The following is a 14,403-nucleotide window of genomic DNA, read 5'->3' as shown; positions in this document are numbered from 1 at the left end:
GTATTGACGACAATAACCTCGCTTTTTATTCATGTAGAACACATTTTGTCTATATATCACCCATCGATTCGCCGATATCACTAGCGAACGCGATCGAGCACCGCATAAAGTGCCCCTTCTTCCATTTCAAGTGTCAAGGTATCACTGTCGAGTACGTAACGTGTTTCGTGCTCGCCATTTTCGTAGAGAAGCACAAGGTGTTCACCTTCTGTGTAATAGACACCGCGGTGCACCGCTTCATCTCCTTCATCGTTGCTGACACGGAACATAAACACAAAGTCGGGTTGCAGCACTAAATCCATCTTATCAACATCACTGGCTGAGACATCGTGCCCGCCTAAACTCTGACTCGACCAAATGCCAGCCAGTGAATTGGAGAGCGCCTTAGTAAATGTCACACCGTTGAGATTAAGCAAATGGTGATTACCCGAATAGCGGTACGCTTGTGGCTCAGAAGAGTTGAGTCCGAGTATTAGGGTATCATCGTTGGCTGTGTAGAGACCTTGCCAATGATCCACCGAGTAGTCTCGCTTCTGAATGTCGATTTGAAACTGATAGTTGGAGCTTAACGAAAGCTTGATGGCGAGAAAGTTTTCTGCTGATTCATCAGGACTCGGATTGACGAGATACCAGTCCCCCAACAAGAAAGGGTGATCAAATTGAGTAAGATCACTGTTGTCGTGTACTTCGGGCGAGAGCCTTTCTGCACTGACCCACGCGCTACCCATTAAAAGAATTAGTCCGATCCATTTCATCACGCATCCCTCACTCTTTTCTTAAAGCTTAGGTAGGGTTTTACGAATACGCGAAAAATTAGATCCAAATCACATTAATTGTCTGCACAAAAAAAGCGAGCACATAGGCTCGCTTGGTGTTATTTGCGGATTACAAGACAGGTAACAGGAAAGATGCCGACTTACTGCAACTTCAACATGTCCACCATGATCGCCACCGACTCATCCAAATAAGCGTCAGGCGCTTCGTAGTCTTTGGGTAAGTCGTCAAGATCGGTGTACGGCTCCTCACCCAATGCTTTTTGACGTAAATTGATGCGAGCCAGGCGTTCTTTATCTGCCTGTTCACTCTCCGCTTTACGCACTTTTTCATTGAGAGACAAAGCGTTGTCATCTTTTTCAGCACGATACTTTTCAATATCTTGCGCGATAAAACCGAACTCTAAATCGTTGGCAATACGCGCTTTGTGCTTGTCGTCTAATGCAGAAATCAAGGCATCGTTACGTGCTAACACGGTGTAATTGGCGCGATCAATACTATCCCAAGGTAGAGCGTTATCTTCGACACTCTCCCCGGTTTCATCCGCGTCTACAGCGGTTGGGAGAGGAATGTCAGGTGCTACACCTTTGTTTTGCGTACTACCACCATCGATTCGATAGAATTTTTGAATCGTGTACTGCACGTAGCCCAACTCTTTATCAAACAAATCGTAGATATGGTTGAGAGAGCGGTGCTGCTGCACAGTGCCTTTACCAAATGAGTTCTCACCGAGAATGATTGCTCGACCGTAATCTTGCATCGCAGCGGCAAAAATTTCTGACGCGGACGCACTATAACGGTTAATCAATACCGTCATCGGTCCGTCGTAGCTGATTTTGTCGTCTGTGTCTGCATTCACGTTCACACGGCCATAACTGTCGCGAACTTGCACCACCGGACCGCTAGTAATAAAGAGACCAGATAGCGCAGTGGCTTCGGTTAACGCACCGCCGCCGTTGTTGCGGAGATCGACAATGATGCCATCGACACCTTTCGCTTTCAGTTGGGAGATTTGCTCGTCGGTATCTTTAGATAGGCCGACATAAAAACTCGGCACTTCGAGCACACCAATCTTCTTACCATCACGCTCAATCACTTCTGATTTGACCGCACGATCTTCTAAACGAATTTTGTCGCGCACGATAGTAATGACTTGCGATTTCGCCTCTTTACCCTCAGGCAAGATTTGCAAATTCACCTTAGTGCCTTTCGGCCCTTTGATCAATTGAACCACATCATCAAGGCGCCAACCGATAACATCAACGATCGCTTCACCATCTTGGCCGACACCAATAATACGATCCCCTTCGGACAACTGCTTGCTGTTCGATGCCGGTCCACCAGCCACTAATGAACGAATGACAGTATAGTCATCAGTCATCTGCAACACTGCACCAATTCCTTCGAGCGATAAATTCATCTCAGTTTGAAATTGATCAGCACTGCGCGGAGAGAGGTAACTGGTGTGCGGGTCAACTTCACGCGCAAAGGCATTCATGTACAACTGGAAGGCATCTTCATTGTGCGTTTGGCTGAGACGCTTAAGCGCATTGTTGTAACGTTTCTCAAGCACCTCTTTGATCTCTTTCCACTCTTTACCTGTGAGTTTGAGATTCAATGCATCATACTTAACACGTTTACGCCACAACTCATCCAACTCAGCTTTATCTTTTGGCCAAGCGGCTTTGCTGCGGTCAAGCTCAATGCTTTCATCGACATCAAACGTCATTTCGTCATCAAGCAGCGCCAGAGCAGTTTGAAAACGTTCATAACGACGCTTCATCGACAAGTTATAGACATCAAACGCAATTTGGTTGTTGCCGGATTTGAGCTGATCGTCAATCCCTACCGCCCACTCTTTGAACGAGTCAATATCCGCTTGAGTAAAGATATTTTTGTTGTAGTCGAGCATTTCGATGTAGCGATCGAAAATGGCTTGAGAGAAGGTATCGTCGAGAGTGAAATGTTTGTAGTGAGAGCGTGTGAATCGAGAAGTCACGCGCTTACTGGCAGTTTCGTGTTGAGTCTCGGGAGCGAGTACGGGTAAGTCTTTTAGACTCAGTTTAGCTTCAAGAGCATGGGCTGAAGACGCTGCCAGCCAGAGGCCAGCAGCAATCAGCGAGAGTTTTGAACGGCATTTCATGCGTAGGAGATTCTCCTTTATGCGCGCAAGTGCTCCGCTTTCACAACCATTTGTAGGCCGTTAGACAGTTGGACGCGCACATCTTCCTTATTGATTTCAACGATAGTCGCAGCCATATTTCCTTTGCCCATGTTCACGTTCACTTGGTTGCCGACGGTCATTTCGTCTGCATTCAATGCGCGCGTTTCTACAGGCTGTTTGGCTTTCTGTTCTTTACTTTGTTGTGGGCGGCGGCTCTGCGGCTTTTTCGCTGCCGGTTTCGCTTTAGCCTTCCCTTCTTCGCGCGCTTTTTGAGCTTGTTCTTTACGACGAGCCTGAACTTTTGCTTTGCTCTCTGCTAGTGCAGTTTTCGCATGTTCAACGTGCTCTTCTTCCAGTTCACCCGCTGGGTTACCGTCTAAATCTACACGTACTGCACCTGGCTTAACACCATGTAGGTAACGCCATGATGAAGTGTACTGTCTTAACGCTGCACGAAGCTGGGTCTTACTCACTTTTGGGTCGTCATTGAGACGGTCCGCAAGATCTTGAAAAATACCGATTTTAAGCGGCTTTGCTTCACCTTCTAAAGTAAAGCACTTAGGGAAACATTCAGCAATATATGCAATCACTTCTTTGCTGTTTTTTAACTTTTCAGTGTTTTCCATGAGGATTCCTGGTTATTGCGGCTTGTCCGCGAGCATTAAGAGTTTTAATTGAGGTATTATAGTGACCTGCAAATGAAAAACCACAGCCAATAGGCAAATTATGCCGCGATAGCGTGCGAATTAAGCAGCTTTTCCACTTCAGTCATCAAAAATGTTAGCCCCTGCTCGTCAATTTCGCTGAAACGCCCCACACTCGGGCTATCAATATCAAGCACGCCTTGGATTTCACCATTGATTGAAAAAGGAATCACGATCTCTGAATTACTCTCGGCGTCACACGCAATGTGGCCCTCGAATTCGTGTACGTCATGGATACGTTGAACGCTGTTAGTGGCGACCGCGGTACCACACACTCCTTTACCAACGGGAATACGTACACACGCAGGCTTGCCTTGGAATGGACCCAATACCAACTCACCGTCTTTCATCAGATAAAAGCCCACCCAGTTAAGGTTCTCCAGCTCCATATTCAATAGCGCACTGACATTGGAGAGATTGGCAATAAGGTCTGTTTCTGATTCGATAAGTGCAACCGCTTGCTTGGTTAAACGTTGGTATTGTTCTATGTTCATTGTATATACATCCGATTGAAAACTAGAGACTTCCACACGGTTTGTGCGTACAATTCGCACAAACTAAATAGTAAGCATTCTCATTATAATGATTGATAATCCCAACACTATTAGCCGTTCTTGGTTGATAACTCAAGTAAAACTTCATAAGACCAAGTTAATCGCTGCGAATTTGGTGGCGATTGCTGCGACTTTAATCAGTGTCCCTATCCCACTCTTGATGCCATTGATGGTCGATGAAGTGCTATTAGACCAACCCGGAGCCGGGCTGCGTGCCATGCAATGGCTCTTGCCGAGTAACTTTCATACCCCTACCGGCTATATAGTGTTGACCTTACTACTGGTCATTGTGATGCGCACGGCAAGCCAGGCGCTGAACATAGTTCAGAGCCGTCAGTTCACTCTGGTCTCCAAAACCATTACTTTTGAAATGCGACGTAAGATGATCGACAAATTGGGTCGCATCAGCATGAAGGAATACGAGACAAGAGGCAGTGGCGGCATCAATGCCCACTTGATTACCGATGTTGAAACCATTGACCAGTTTATTGGCTCTACGTTAAGCAAGTTCCTGATAAGCCTACTGACCGTTCTCGGCACCGCTGTTGTTTTGCTCTGGTTAGATTGGCGCTTGGGGCTGTTCATCTTACTGGTTAATCCGGTGGTCATTTACTTCTCCCGCTTGCTGGGCGGCAAAGTGAAACATCTTAAAAAGCGCGAAAACCAATCGTTCGAGCGCTTTCAAAATCGGTTGATAGAGACACTCGATGGCATCTATCAATTGCGCGCCGCAAATAAAGAAAAAGCGTATCTCAAACAGTTAACCGAACAGGCCGATCAGATCCGATCCGATGCTGACAAGTACGCCTGGCAATCGGAAGCGGCAGGGCGTGTCTCCTTCTTACTGTTCCTACTTGGCTTTGAGCTGTTTCGCGCTGTCGCTATGCTTATGGTGCTGTTTAGCGACCTGACGATTGGTCAAATCTTCGCAGTGTTTGGCTATCTGTGGTTTATGCTCAGCCCTGTGCAAGAGTTGTTGGGCATTCAGTTTTCGTGGTACAGCGCCAAAGCGGCATTGACTCGCATCAATACCCTATTGAGTATTGGCGAAGAGCAGCGCCCAGTGTCAACCGTCAACCCATTCACGCCAGACCGAGAAGTGGACGTCTCGATAGAGAAGGTCAACTTTGCTTATAACGAGGAAAACAAGGTGTTACGCGATTTATCGCTCACCATTCCGGCAGGCAATAAAGTCGCACTGGTTGGAGCAAGTGGCGGGGGGAAATCTACCTTAATTCAATTGTTAATCGGTGTTTATCAACCGGACTCTGGCATCATTCGTTTCAATGGTGAGCCATGCCAGGATATCAGTTTCAATATCATTAGAGATCAAATTGCTGTTGTATTACAACAACCTATACTATTTAACGATAGCCTGAGGCATAATCTGACCCTTGGCTCAGACTACCCGGATGAGCAGCTGTGGCAAGCCCTTGAGATTGCTCAAATGCACGATGTCATTCGTCAACTCAGTGAGGGTCTCGAGACGCAAGTGGGCCGCAACGGGATTCGTTTGTCCGGTGGACAGCGCCAACGGTTGGCCATTGCGCGCATGGTGCTGAGCAATCCAAAATTTGTTATTTTAGACGAAGCAACGTCCGCGTTGGATACCGCAACGGAAGCCGCCCTCCACCGTGCTTTGACGGAATTTTTGAAGGGACGCACAACTCTGATCGTTGCTCATCGCTTATCTGCCGTAAAACAGGCGGATCTGATTTACGTTTTAGAAGATGGACAAGTCACTCAGGCAGGGACACATGGCGAACTGGTCGAACAGCAAGGTTTATATCAAACGCTTTACGGCGCTGTACAAACTCACGCCTAAACCGCGTCTTTACAGTGACAACGTCACACAAAGAGGCGCTCAATGAAACGCGCCTCGCCGCGCCACTCTCACACTAGCGAGATTCGCCAAGTTCGTCTTTGTCATGGCTGCGAGCTCGCAGTGGACACCTGTGAGGTAGAACAAGGAAAGAGCGCATTTTGTCCGCGTTGTGGAACGCAACTCTATCGGGGTGGCACCCCTTCTCTCTCTGGCAACTTAGCCATCGCCATCACCTGTTTGATGCTGTTTATTCCCTCGCACTTTTTTGACTTCATCAGTATCCGGTTGTTTGGTGTCATGATCCCAGCGACACTCCCGGCCGGTATTATCGCGCTCATTGATGAAGGCTTTACATGGTTAGCACTGCTGGTGTTTTTTTGCAGTTCGATTGCGCCGTTTTTGGTGTGCTCGAGCGTTCTGCTTGCCCACATTGCCCTCCCCAAGCGCCACTTCTCTTTACTTAAGTGGTCATTGCAAACCATCGCGGCACTCAAGCATTGGGTGATGATTGATGTCTTTCTGGTTAGCGTTGCGATCTCTTGCTTCAAGTTGCAAGACTATTCAGACATCTTCGTCGGTGTCGGGCTTTATGGCCTAGTGCTATTGCAGTTAGCGACCGTGCTACTCTTAACTCGGATTAGTATCCGACGTTATTGGGAAGCCTACCTGCCTGAAGAGACATTAACTCTGGGCGAAAAATCGCTCCACTGCCACCATTGCCACTTGTCACAGCCAGAAGGTACGCACTGTCGCCGCTGCGAAAAACCTATCCATCATCGTAAACCGCGCTCAGTCCAAACAACCTGGGCTTACTTGGTGGCGGCAACGATAGCGATTTTTCCCGCCAACCTGATCCCGATCTCGATATTAATCACCAACGGACAACGTTTAGAAGACACCATCTTCTCGGGCGTTGCTTCATTGGTGAACAATGATATGGCGGGCATTGCGGCCATCATTTTCATCGCAAGTATTGTCGTTCCGGTCGCAAAGATTCTCGGCTTAGCGTACATCTTGCTCGCCATCCATTTTCAACGTTCGATCAATCATATTTATCGAATGAAAATCTACTTTATCGTCAAGTGGATTGGCCGCTGGTCAATGATGGATCTGTTTGTTATCTCCATCATGATGACCTTGGTTGACCGTGGCCAAATTTTGAATTTTACCCCAGGGTACGGCGCCGTCTTTTTTGGTATCGTGGTCATCTTAACCATGCTGGCCGCAGACAGTATCGACCCAAGACTCATTTGGGATAACCACCCTAAAACCTCCTACAAGGACACCCCTTCACATGAGTAATGCTTCGCCCAATCAGAATGCTTACACGCCAGATATTAAGCGCAATAAAGGCTTATCGCCGCTATGGATATTGCCAATTTTGACCATGGCACTGGCAGGTTGGCTGGTGTTTAAAGCCATACAGGATGCAGGCCAGCGCGTGCAGATCTATTTTTCTGATGCACAAGGTTTGGTCGCCGGGCGCACCACCATTCGCTACCAAGGGCTCGAAGTGGGCATGGTGCGCGACATCAACCTGTCGAGCAATCTGGACAACATTTACGTGGATGTCGACATCTATCCCGAAGCGATTCAGTTACTTGGTCAAGATACGCGTTTTTGGATGGTCAAACCGACCGCCAGCCTTTCCGGCATTTCCGGTTTGGATGCTCTGGTCTCAGGGAACTACATTGCGATTCAACCCGGTGATGAAGCGTCTGAACCTAAGAGTGTTTATACCGCGCTGGATCGCGCCCCGTCCGATCTTCTCGCACGTCAAGGGTTAAACATCACCTTGAAATCGCGCGATCTGGGTGGAATCTCTATCGGATCACAGATCGTCTATCGAAAAATCCCAATTGGCGAAGTCTACAGCTACAAATTGGATGACGACGCGAAGAACGTTCTCATCAAAGCGTCAATCCGCGAGCAATATCGCCACATCATTACCGATCAGAGCCGCTTTTGGAACGTCAGTGGCATTGGCGCCAATATTGGCTTTGAAGGGGTTGATGTGCGCCTGGAAAGCTTGAGCGCCCTGCTCAGCGGTTCGATTGCGGTTGACTCCCCCGATGGCGGAGAGCCCGTCGAAGACAACGAAGAGTTTCGTTTGTACCGTGACCTAAAGACCGCTGGACGCGGTATCGCCATCCAAATTGGGCTACCTGACGATAACCATATCAAAGCCTCAGGTGCGCCCATTATGTACCGTGGTATTGAGGTCGGGCAGATTACCGGATTGCAGCTCAGTGAAGGACGCGAAAAAATCATCGCTTCCGCGGCTATTCAACCAGCATTCAGCGATATGCTCACCACAGGCAGTCGTTTTGTTCTCGAAGAGGCGAAAGTCTCGCTATCGGGTGTGGAAAACTTGGCTAACTTAGTCCAAGGTAATTACCTCACCTTGATCCCCGGAGATGGTCAGCGCGCAAGGCAGTTTAACGCCGTGCGTCAATTTGAATTTAACAAGCAGCAAGCACGTTCAATTGCGCTGCAACTGACGTCCAACAACTCGTTTGGATTAGATGCCGGGGCGAACATACTCTATAAAGGCATCACGGTTGGCTCCATCACGCAGGTATCACTCATTAATGATCAAGTCATTTTCGACCTGCTGATTGACGCGGAATATTCCGAATTAATCCGTTCTCAAAACCGATTTTTTGTCACCGGCAGTGCCAGCGCTGAGCTCACCGAATCTGGACTCAACATTTCTGTTCCGCCGGCTAAACAGCTGTTGACAGGCTCGGTGAGTTTTGTCAGTGAAGGCAGTGGTGAAGCCAAAGAGCGCTATCCGCTGTATGCGAGTCAGTCTTTGGCTGAGCTTGCCAAATACAATGTCTCTGGCTGGCAAACCCTTACACTGTTTGCCCCCGAATTGCCCTCAATCAGCAAAGGTAGCCCACTGCTTTATCGCAACTTGCAAGTCGGCAGCGTCTCGGATTTTCGCTTGGTTGACGGTGGTGTGATCATCGATGCGAATATTGAAAATCAATACAAACACCTGTTGAGTGAGCAAACCGTGTTCTGGAATCGCTCTGGCGTTGAGGTGGATGCCTCTTTAACGGGAGTCAACATTACCGCTGCGCCACTGAAAACCATCATCCAAGGTGGGATTGCTTTTGATTCCTTGCCGGGGGTCGACAACCGCCAAAAAGACAAGTGGTTGCTGTACAAAGATTTCAAAACCGCACGTAAATACGGCCAACGTGTCACCTTGCACTTTGACGGCAGCACAACGATCACAGCAGGCACACCTATCCACTACAACGGTGTCCAAGTCGGCGAAGTCACGCTTGTCACCCCCATATTTTCCAACGGAGAGTTCTCCAAAGGCGGCGTTGAAATTCAAGCTCGCATCTTGCCGGAATATGCCCAAACCATTGCGGTTTCAGGGTCGCATTTTTGGCAATCACAGGCCGAGATTGGCCTCTCGGGGGTAAAAAACATCCACAATCTAATCACGCCAAGTATTAATGTTGAGCCTGGCAATGGCCAGCCCCAACATCAGTTCGCACTTAACACTGCGCCTCAAATTCATAAGGGTGTGCAATTTAGATTGCAAACCGAAAGCCGAGGCTCAGTCACCAGTGGCACCCCGATTTTGTATCGTGAGATCGAGGTGGGCCAAGTGCGAGCAGTATCGTTAGGTGAATTTGCCGATCGCGTCGATATCGACATTGATATTCTGCCGGAATACGCCTATCTAGTGCGCCGTAATAGCGTATTTTGGAACACCTCTGGTGTGGATGTCTCGATTGGACTAACCGGCGCTAATATCAAAGCAGGTACGGTTGAAAGCATAGTGCGAGGCGGGATCACTTTTGCTACACCACAACAAACACAGCTCGAGCCGATAGCTCAAGATGGCCATACCTTCTACCTGCACCCGAAAGCAGAAGAGAGCTGGCGCAGCTGGCGAACGGTGATACCAAAGCCTTAGCCAAGACCTATCACCTATCATCAGTAAAAGCGCAGCCAAGTGGCTGCGTTTTTGCTACACTCTCGGCAAATTTTCTACTTAGAGATGCAGAGTGCACCAAAACGTTTATCTCCCAGACGACTTTCTCGCTGAAATGCAAACCATCCTTCCGTCTCATTTGACGATGGATGACTTCATCGCAGCTTGCCAACGACCACTTAGAAAAAGTGTCCGCGTCAACACTCTCAAGACCACAGTGGACGATTTTAAAGCGCTGGCTGAGCAGCAAGGATGGGTATTGACCCCAGTGCCTTGGTGTGAAGAAGGATTTTGGATTGATGCTGATGAAACCCGCGTGCCACTGGGGAATCGTGCTCAACACATGTCGGGACTGTTTTACATCCAAGAAGCCAGTTCCATGATGCCTGTCTCTGCGCTCTTTTCTGGTGATGACACCTTTCAGGCGGTGCTCGATATGGCGGCTGCACCAGGGTCAAAAACGACACAAATCGCTGCGCTGATGGACAATGAAGGTGTATTGGTGGCGAACGAGTTTTCCGCTAGCCGCGTGAAAGTACTCCATGCGAATATTGAGCGCTGCGGTATTCGTAACGCCGCATTGACCAACTTCGATGGCCGCGTGTTTGGTGGTTGGCTGCCAGAGCAGTTCGATGCCGTTCTCATCGACGCACCCTGCTCTGGCGAAGGTACGGTTCGCAAAGATGCCGAAGCGATGAAAAACTGGAGTAAAGCGTCAGTGCTATCCATCGCCGAGACGCAAAAAGATCTGATCGAAAGTGCTTTTCACGCCCTAAAACCGGGCGGTGTCATGGTCTACTCGACCTGTACGCTCAGCGTGGAAGAGAACCAGCAAGTCTGCCAGCACTTAAAGTTAACCTTTGGCGAGTTGGTGGAATTTGAAAGCCTTGAATCCTTATTCCCGGGTGCTGACGAAGCGCTAACCGCCGAAGGCTTTTTGCACATATTCCCTCAAGTCTATGACTGTGAAGGATTCTTTGTGGCAAAAATACGTAAAACTGGCACTGCGACACCACCTGATGTAAAAAAACGCCTCGGTAAATTTCCGTTTCAGAAAGCATCGGCAAAAGAGCAGCAAGCGATCGCTAGCGCACTGCAAGACGCGCTGTCTGTTTCGCTGCCTCAACACACCACGATTTGGCTGCGTGACAACGATGTTTGGTTGTTCCCCGATGCGCTCGAGCCAATGCTCGGCGAACTGCGCTTTTCACGTATGGGAATAAAAATCGCCGAAGCGCATAAGAAAGGCTATCGCTGGCAACACCAAGTCGCCACCGCACTGGCAAAGGGGAATGAGGCCAACAGTGTCGAACTTTCTATTGATGACGCCAGAGAGTGGTACATGGGAAGAGATGTGAGACCGGGGCAAACAGGCAAAGGTGAAGTGCTGGTCAAATACGGTAACGATGTGATTGGACTCGGGAAATGGGTCGGAAATCGAATCAAAAATGGCCTACCTAGAGAGCTGGTAAGAGACAAAAATCTGTTTTAATCCCTAAACCAAGGTATGAAATTTCGTCATTGCCTGGCGCTACACTGATCTTGAACTACAATTGAAGTATTGATTGGTGATGAATATCAGACAGTTAGCGCAGGCTCTGTAGGAGCCCTTCCCCTAGGCCCAAAGCATGATCCGCTTCGGGCCTTTTTTTCTCAAGTCGATTAATCGGCGAGATAAATCCCATCTTGCTCGATACGAATACGACCTTGCTTGTATAGACCGCCAATGGTTTTCTTGTACGTCCCTTTACTGGTTCGAAACGTTGAGAAAATGGCTTCTGGCGATGACTTATCATTAAGAGGGAGGAAGCCGCCCTTTTTCTCCAATAACTCAAGGACTTTCTCACTCAAGTCATCCATCTTACCTACACCGACTTTTTGCAGCGAGAGATCGATTTTGCCATCTTCACGGATCGCTTTGATGTAGCCTTTAAGACGCTTACCAATAAAGAGTTTTCCAAACACGTCAGACTTAAAGATCATGCCCCAGTGTTGGTCTTCAACGATCGCTTTAAAGCCTAAGTCACTGCGCTCTGCAATCAACAACTCGACTTGCTGGTTTTTGCTATAAGGCGCCGGCGTTTTATCCAGCAGCTTGTTGAATTTGGTGGTCCCGACAATGCGCCCAGATGCTTTGTCGGTATAAACGTATACCAACACAGTTTGACCTTCTCTAAAACGGGCACGCTGCTCACTGAAAGGGATCAACAGATCCTTGCCTTTAATTCCCCAATTAGCGAAAGCGCCGGTGCTGTTGACCCCTTGGATTTCCATCAGCCCCCACTGGCCCACTTCGGCAATCGGTGTTTCAGTCGTCGCCACCAACTGGTTGTCGGAATCAAAGTAGAGAAACGCATCAATAAATTGGCCCACTTCCGCGTCTTTTGGCGCAAAGCGATTTGGCAGCAAAGAGGTGCCGTATTCTCCGGCATCCAAAAATAGTCCAAAGTCGGCTTTTTTTACAATTTCTAAGTGGTTTACCTTACCAACGTTAATCATTTCAACGGTCTCTTGCTAAATTTGCGGCGATTATACCCAATCTCTGATATGCTTTCGCCAGCTAATTTGAACTTTATGGAGATTTTCTTGGTCACGGTAGACAAACAAGATGGCATCACTCTCAAAATTTCTCACGCAATGGCTTCGACCAAGAAGTCGGATCTCGACCTCTACTTTTTCATTCCCGGTGAGCTTGGCTTAAACGCTGACATCGTCAAAGAGAGTGAATTCTATTACGAGTCTCTGGCGCAAAAACGCGCTTATTTCAGTGACAAAACTCTGCTTCCGCTCGTGCACAGTCGACTTGCCAAACGAGGACGACTCTCTTCAACTCAGTACCGCGTCAGTTTAAGTTTGTTCGCCTACCAATATGTGATTGCGTTAGATAAAGCGGTCAGCGAATTGAACAAACACAACTCCGAGTCCGTCACCACCGATGAAGTAGACGAAGTCATCGAACTCTCTCTCGATATTTTGAAAAAGCTGCGTCGGAGTATTCCGTATGAAGAGGGGCTGAAACGCTACTACGCCAACATCGATAACTACCTCTCTTGGTACACCGGGCAAAGGCTGATGTCATTGGTTGCCCACATGCCACGTGACAGTGAATACAAGACGCTCAAAGAGCGCTTGCTCACTATCGTTGAGAAAGAAGCTGCGCACCGAAAACTCAACAACTACAACTCAGAAAGCGTTAGAGGCGATGTGACCCGCTTGAGTAACAAAATGCGCTTATTAAGACGTTTGATAGAACATCCCATCGTCCTGCAAGAAAAAACGCAATCATTGGGCAACAATCTAAAGCGAATTGTGAAAGGCAGTGCAACGGGGTTTGTGATGGTGTTTGTCACCATTACCGCGATTCTGGCTCGTGATTATTGGGGTGAGATCACCGCATCGTTCATCATTTTGATGTCATTTGTCTACGCGCTACGCGAGATATTTAAAGACGATCTGCGGGACGTCATGTGGCGCTGGATTCGACGTGGCCGACCTAAGTGGCGTAAAACCTACCTGGATCCGACAACCAAAAAGACCGTCGGGCAAAAACTCGAATGGCTTGATTATCTTGGGCTCGACAAACTTCCCGACCGCATCAAGTCGATTCGCAAAAAGCGCGTCGTCCAACGGGAAGAACAAATTTTACACTATCGTTCAGAGACGGAGATGACTACATCGAAGTTTATGAGCGGTTATGAAGAAACGCGCGAAACCTTGTTACTCAGCATGCGACCGTTTACCCGTTTGATGGATAAGGGCTCAAACAAAATTTATACTCTGAACAACAGTCAGGTGAGCCGCGAATCCGTTGAAAAGCGTCACCTGCTCAACTTGATTGTCAAAGAAGACAATCACGACGGAAACCCAAACTATTACCGTTGGAAAATCGTGCTCAACCGCAGCAAAATCGTTGCGATTGAGCAAATTGAGGTGGATGACTTCACTCACCCCTTCGCTTTAGTGACAGAGTAAGTAAGAATTCCGCCATCGGCTCATCGCCATGTAGGCTTGGGCAGAGGGCGGTAATTTTCACCGCTTGGTTGACACGCTCACCGGTCGCGAACGTCTCATCAAGCATCTTGTCAATCAGCTCCCCATCGTCACAGACAAAGTGGACATCCGCCTCAGGTCGCTTTAAGAATTGCCCTTCCACCGCTTTAAAAGCCAGAGACACCTGCTTGCCTCGCGCCTGAGCTTTACTCATCGCCATGAAACCGCCTGCGACGTCAGCACCAACCGCCAAGACACCAAAATACATACTGCCGAGATGATTTTTAGTCCGTCTTTTTAGTGGAATTTTTACCTCTACGCGCTGCTCATCCAATTGGAGAATTTTAGGTCGACAGAGCCAAATTAGGGGGACTTTGAGAAAGCCAAAGTAATTGAGGTAAAAGTTCGCTTTAGTAAGAGGGCTTAACATA

The 14,403-nt window shown here is 48.3% G+C and carries 11 protein-coding genes; 5 read left to right on the top strand and 6 right to left on the bottom strand.

Going from position 1 to position 14,403, the window contains the following annotated elements:
• Window positions 1-80 precede the first annotated feature (80 nt).
• From AC6R0S_RS14450 to AC6R0S_RS14435, 4 genes are all read right to left on the bottom strand, one after another.
• Window positions 81-755 (bottom strand): hypothetical protein, encoded by a 675-nt coding sequence (locus AC6R0S_RS14450; protein WP_487902002.1) that lies wholly within the window; start codon window positions 753-755, stop codon window positions 81-83.
• A 161-nt stretch (window positions 756-916) separates the two neighbouring features.
• Window positions 917-2,917, bottom strand: a complete 2,001-nt coding sequence (gene prc / locus AC6R0S_RS14445; RefSeq protein ID WP_500638200.1) for a carboxy terminal-processing peptidase — start codon at window positions 2,915-2,917, stop codon at window positions 917-919.
• A 17-nt stretch (window positions 2,918-2,934) separates the two neighbouring features.
• The gene (gene proQ / locus AC6R0S_RS14440; protein ID WP_334555385.1) at window positions 2,935-3,564 is read right to left on the bottom strand and encodes an RNA chaperone ProQ; all 630 of its coding nucleotides are present in this window, start codon (window positions 3,562-3,564) and stop codon (window positions 2,935-2,937) included.
• A 98-nt stretch (window positions 3,565-3,662) separates the two neighbouring features.
• Window positions 3,663-4,136, bottom strand: a complete 474-nt coding sequence (locus AC6R0S_RS14435; RefSeq protein ID WP_334555386.1) for a free L-methionine (R)-S-oxide reductase MsrC — start codon at window positions 4,134-4,136, stop codon at window positions 3,663-3,665.
• 88 nt (window positions 4,137-4,224) lie between these two features.
• Between AC6R0S_RS14435 and AC6R0S_RS14430 the strand changes: the two genes are divergently transcribed.
• The 4 genes from AC6R0S_RS14430 to rsmF all read left to right on the top strand — a co-directional run bounded on the left by AC6R0S_RS14430 (window position 4,225) and on the right by rsmF (window position 11,474).
• Window positions 4,225-6,021: an ABC transporter ATP-binding protein gene (locus tag AC6R0S_RS14430; RefSeq protein ID WP_500638199.1), complete on the top strand. Its 1,797-nt coding sequence runs from the start codon at window positions 4,225-4,227 to the stop codon at window positions 6,019-6,021.
• Window positions 6,022-6,063: 42 nt separating this feature from the next.
• Entirely contained in the window at window positions 6,064-7,323 is a 1,260-nt protein-coding gene (locus tag AC6R0S_RS14425) for a PqiA/YebS family transporter subunit (RefSeq protein ID WP_500638198.1), read from the top strand.
• The gene (locus AC6R0S_RS14420) at window positions 7,316-9,964 is read left to right on the top strand and encodes an MlaD family protein (protein WP_500638197.1); all 2,649 of its coding nucleotides are present in this window, start codon (window positions 7,316-7,318) and stop codon (window positions 9,962-9,964) included. The genes AC6R0S_RS14425 and AC6R0S_RS14420 overlap by 8 nt, the downstream gene beginning before the upstream one ends.
• Before the next feature lie 91 nt (window positions 9,965-10,055).
• Window positions 10,056-11,474 (top strand): 16S rRNA (cytosine(1407)-C(5))-methyltransferase RsmF, encoded by a 1,419-nt coding sequence (rsmF, locus tag AC6R0S_RS14415; protein WP_500633283.1) that lies wholly within the window; start codon window positions 10,056-10,058, stop codon window positions 11,472-11,474.
• A gap of 170 nt (window positions 11,475-11,644) precedes the next feature.
• On the opposite strand, the gene AC6R0S_RS14410 is transcribed toward rsmF, so the two are convergent.
• Entirely contained in the window at window positions 11,645-12,481 is an 837-nt protein-coding gene (locus tag AC6R0S_RS14410) for a CvfB family protein (protein WP_500638196.1), read from the bottom strand.
• 87 nt (window positions 12,482-12,568) lie between these two features.
• Between AC6R0S_RS14410 and AC6R0S_RS14405 the strand changes: the two genes are divergently transcribed.
• The gene (locus AC6R0S_RS14405) at window positions 12,569-13,954 is read left to right on the top strand and encodes a hypothetical protein (protein WP_500633282.1); all 1,386 of its coding nucleotides are present in this window, start codon (window positions 12,569-12,571) and stop codon (window positions 13,952-13,954) included.
• On the opposite strand, the gene AC6R0S_RS14400 is transcribed toward AC6R0S_RS14405, so the two are convergent.
• On the bottom strand, window positions 13,923-14,402 hold the full coding sequence (locus tag AC6R0S_RS14400; protein WP_487902009.1) for a PaaI family thioesterase: 480 nt from the start codon (window positions 14,400-14,402) through the stop codon (window positions 13,923-13,925). The genes AC6R0S_RS14405 and AC6R0S_RS14400 overlap by 32 nt on opposite strands.
• Between the last annotated feature and the right edge of the window lies 1 nt (window position 14,403).

It is taken from the genome of Vibrio sp. R15-SG3-ISO1B (assembly GCF_059833835.1).
This window is presented reverse-complemented; position numbering and strand designations above follow the sequence as displayed.

Bases quoted from the DNA above. Each gene is read 5' to 3' on its own strand.
- AC6R0S_RS14450 (WP_487902002.1), bottom strand. From the start codon at position 755: ATGAAATGGATCGGACTAATTCTTTTAATGGGTAGCGCGTGGGTCAGT.
- prc (WP_500638200.1), bottom strand. From the start codon at position 2,917: ATGAAATGCCGTTCAAAACTCTCGCTGATTGCTGCTGGCCTCTGGCTG.
- proQ (WP_334555385.1), bottom strand. From the start codon at position 3,564: ATGGAAAACACTGAAAAGTTAAAAAACAGCAAAGAAGTGATTGCATAT.
- AC6R0S_RS14435 (WP_334555386.1), bottom strand. From the start codon at position 4,136: ATGAACATAGAACAATACCAACGTTTAACCAAGCAAGCGGTTGCACTT.
- AC6R0S_RS14430 (WP_500638199.1), top strand. From the start codon at position 4,225: ATGATTGATAATCCCAACACTATTAGCCGTTCTTGGTTGATAACTCAA.
- AC6R0S_RS14425 (WP_500638198.1), top strand. From the start codon at position 6,064: ATGAAACGCGCCTCGCCGCGCCACTCTCACACTAGCGAGATTCGCCAA.
- AC6R0S_RS14420 (WP_500638197.1), top strand. From the start codon at position 7,316: ATGAGTAATGCTTCGCCCAATCAGAATGCTTACACGCCAGATATTAAG.
- AC6R0S_RS14410 (WP_500638196.1), bottom strand. From the start codon at position 12,481: ATGATTAACGTTGGTAAGGTAAACCACTTAGAAATTGTAAAAAAAGCC.
- AC6R0S_RS14400 (WP_487902009.1), bottom strand. From the start codon at position 14,402: ATGTTAAGCCCTCTTACTAAAGCGAACTTTTACCTCAATTACTTTGGC.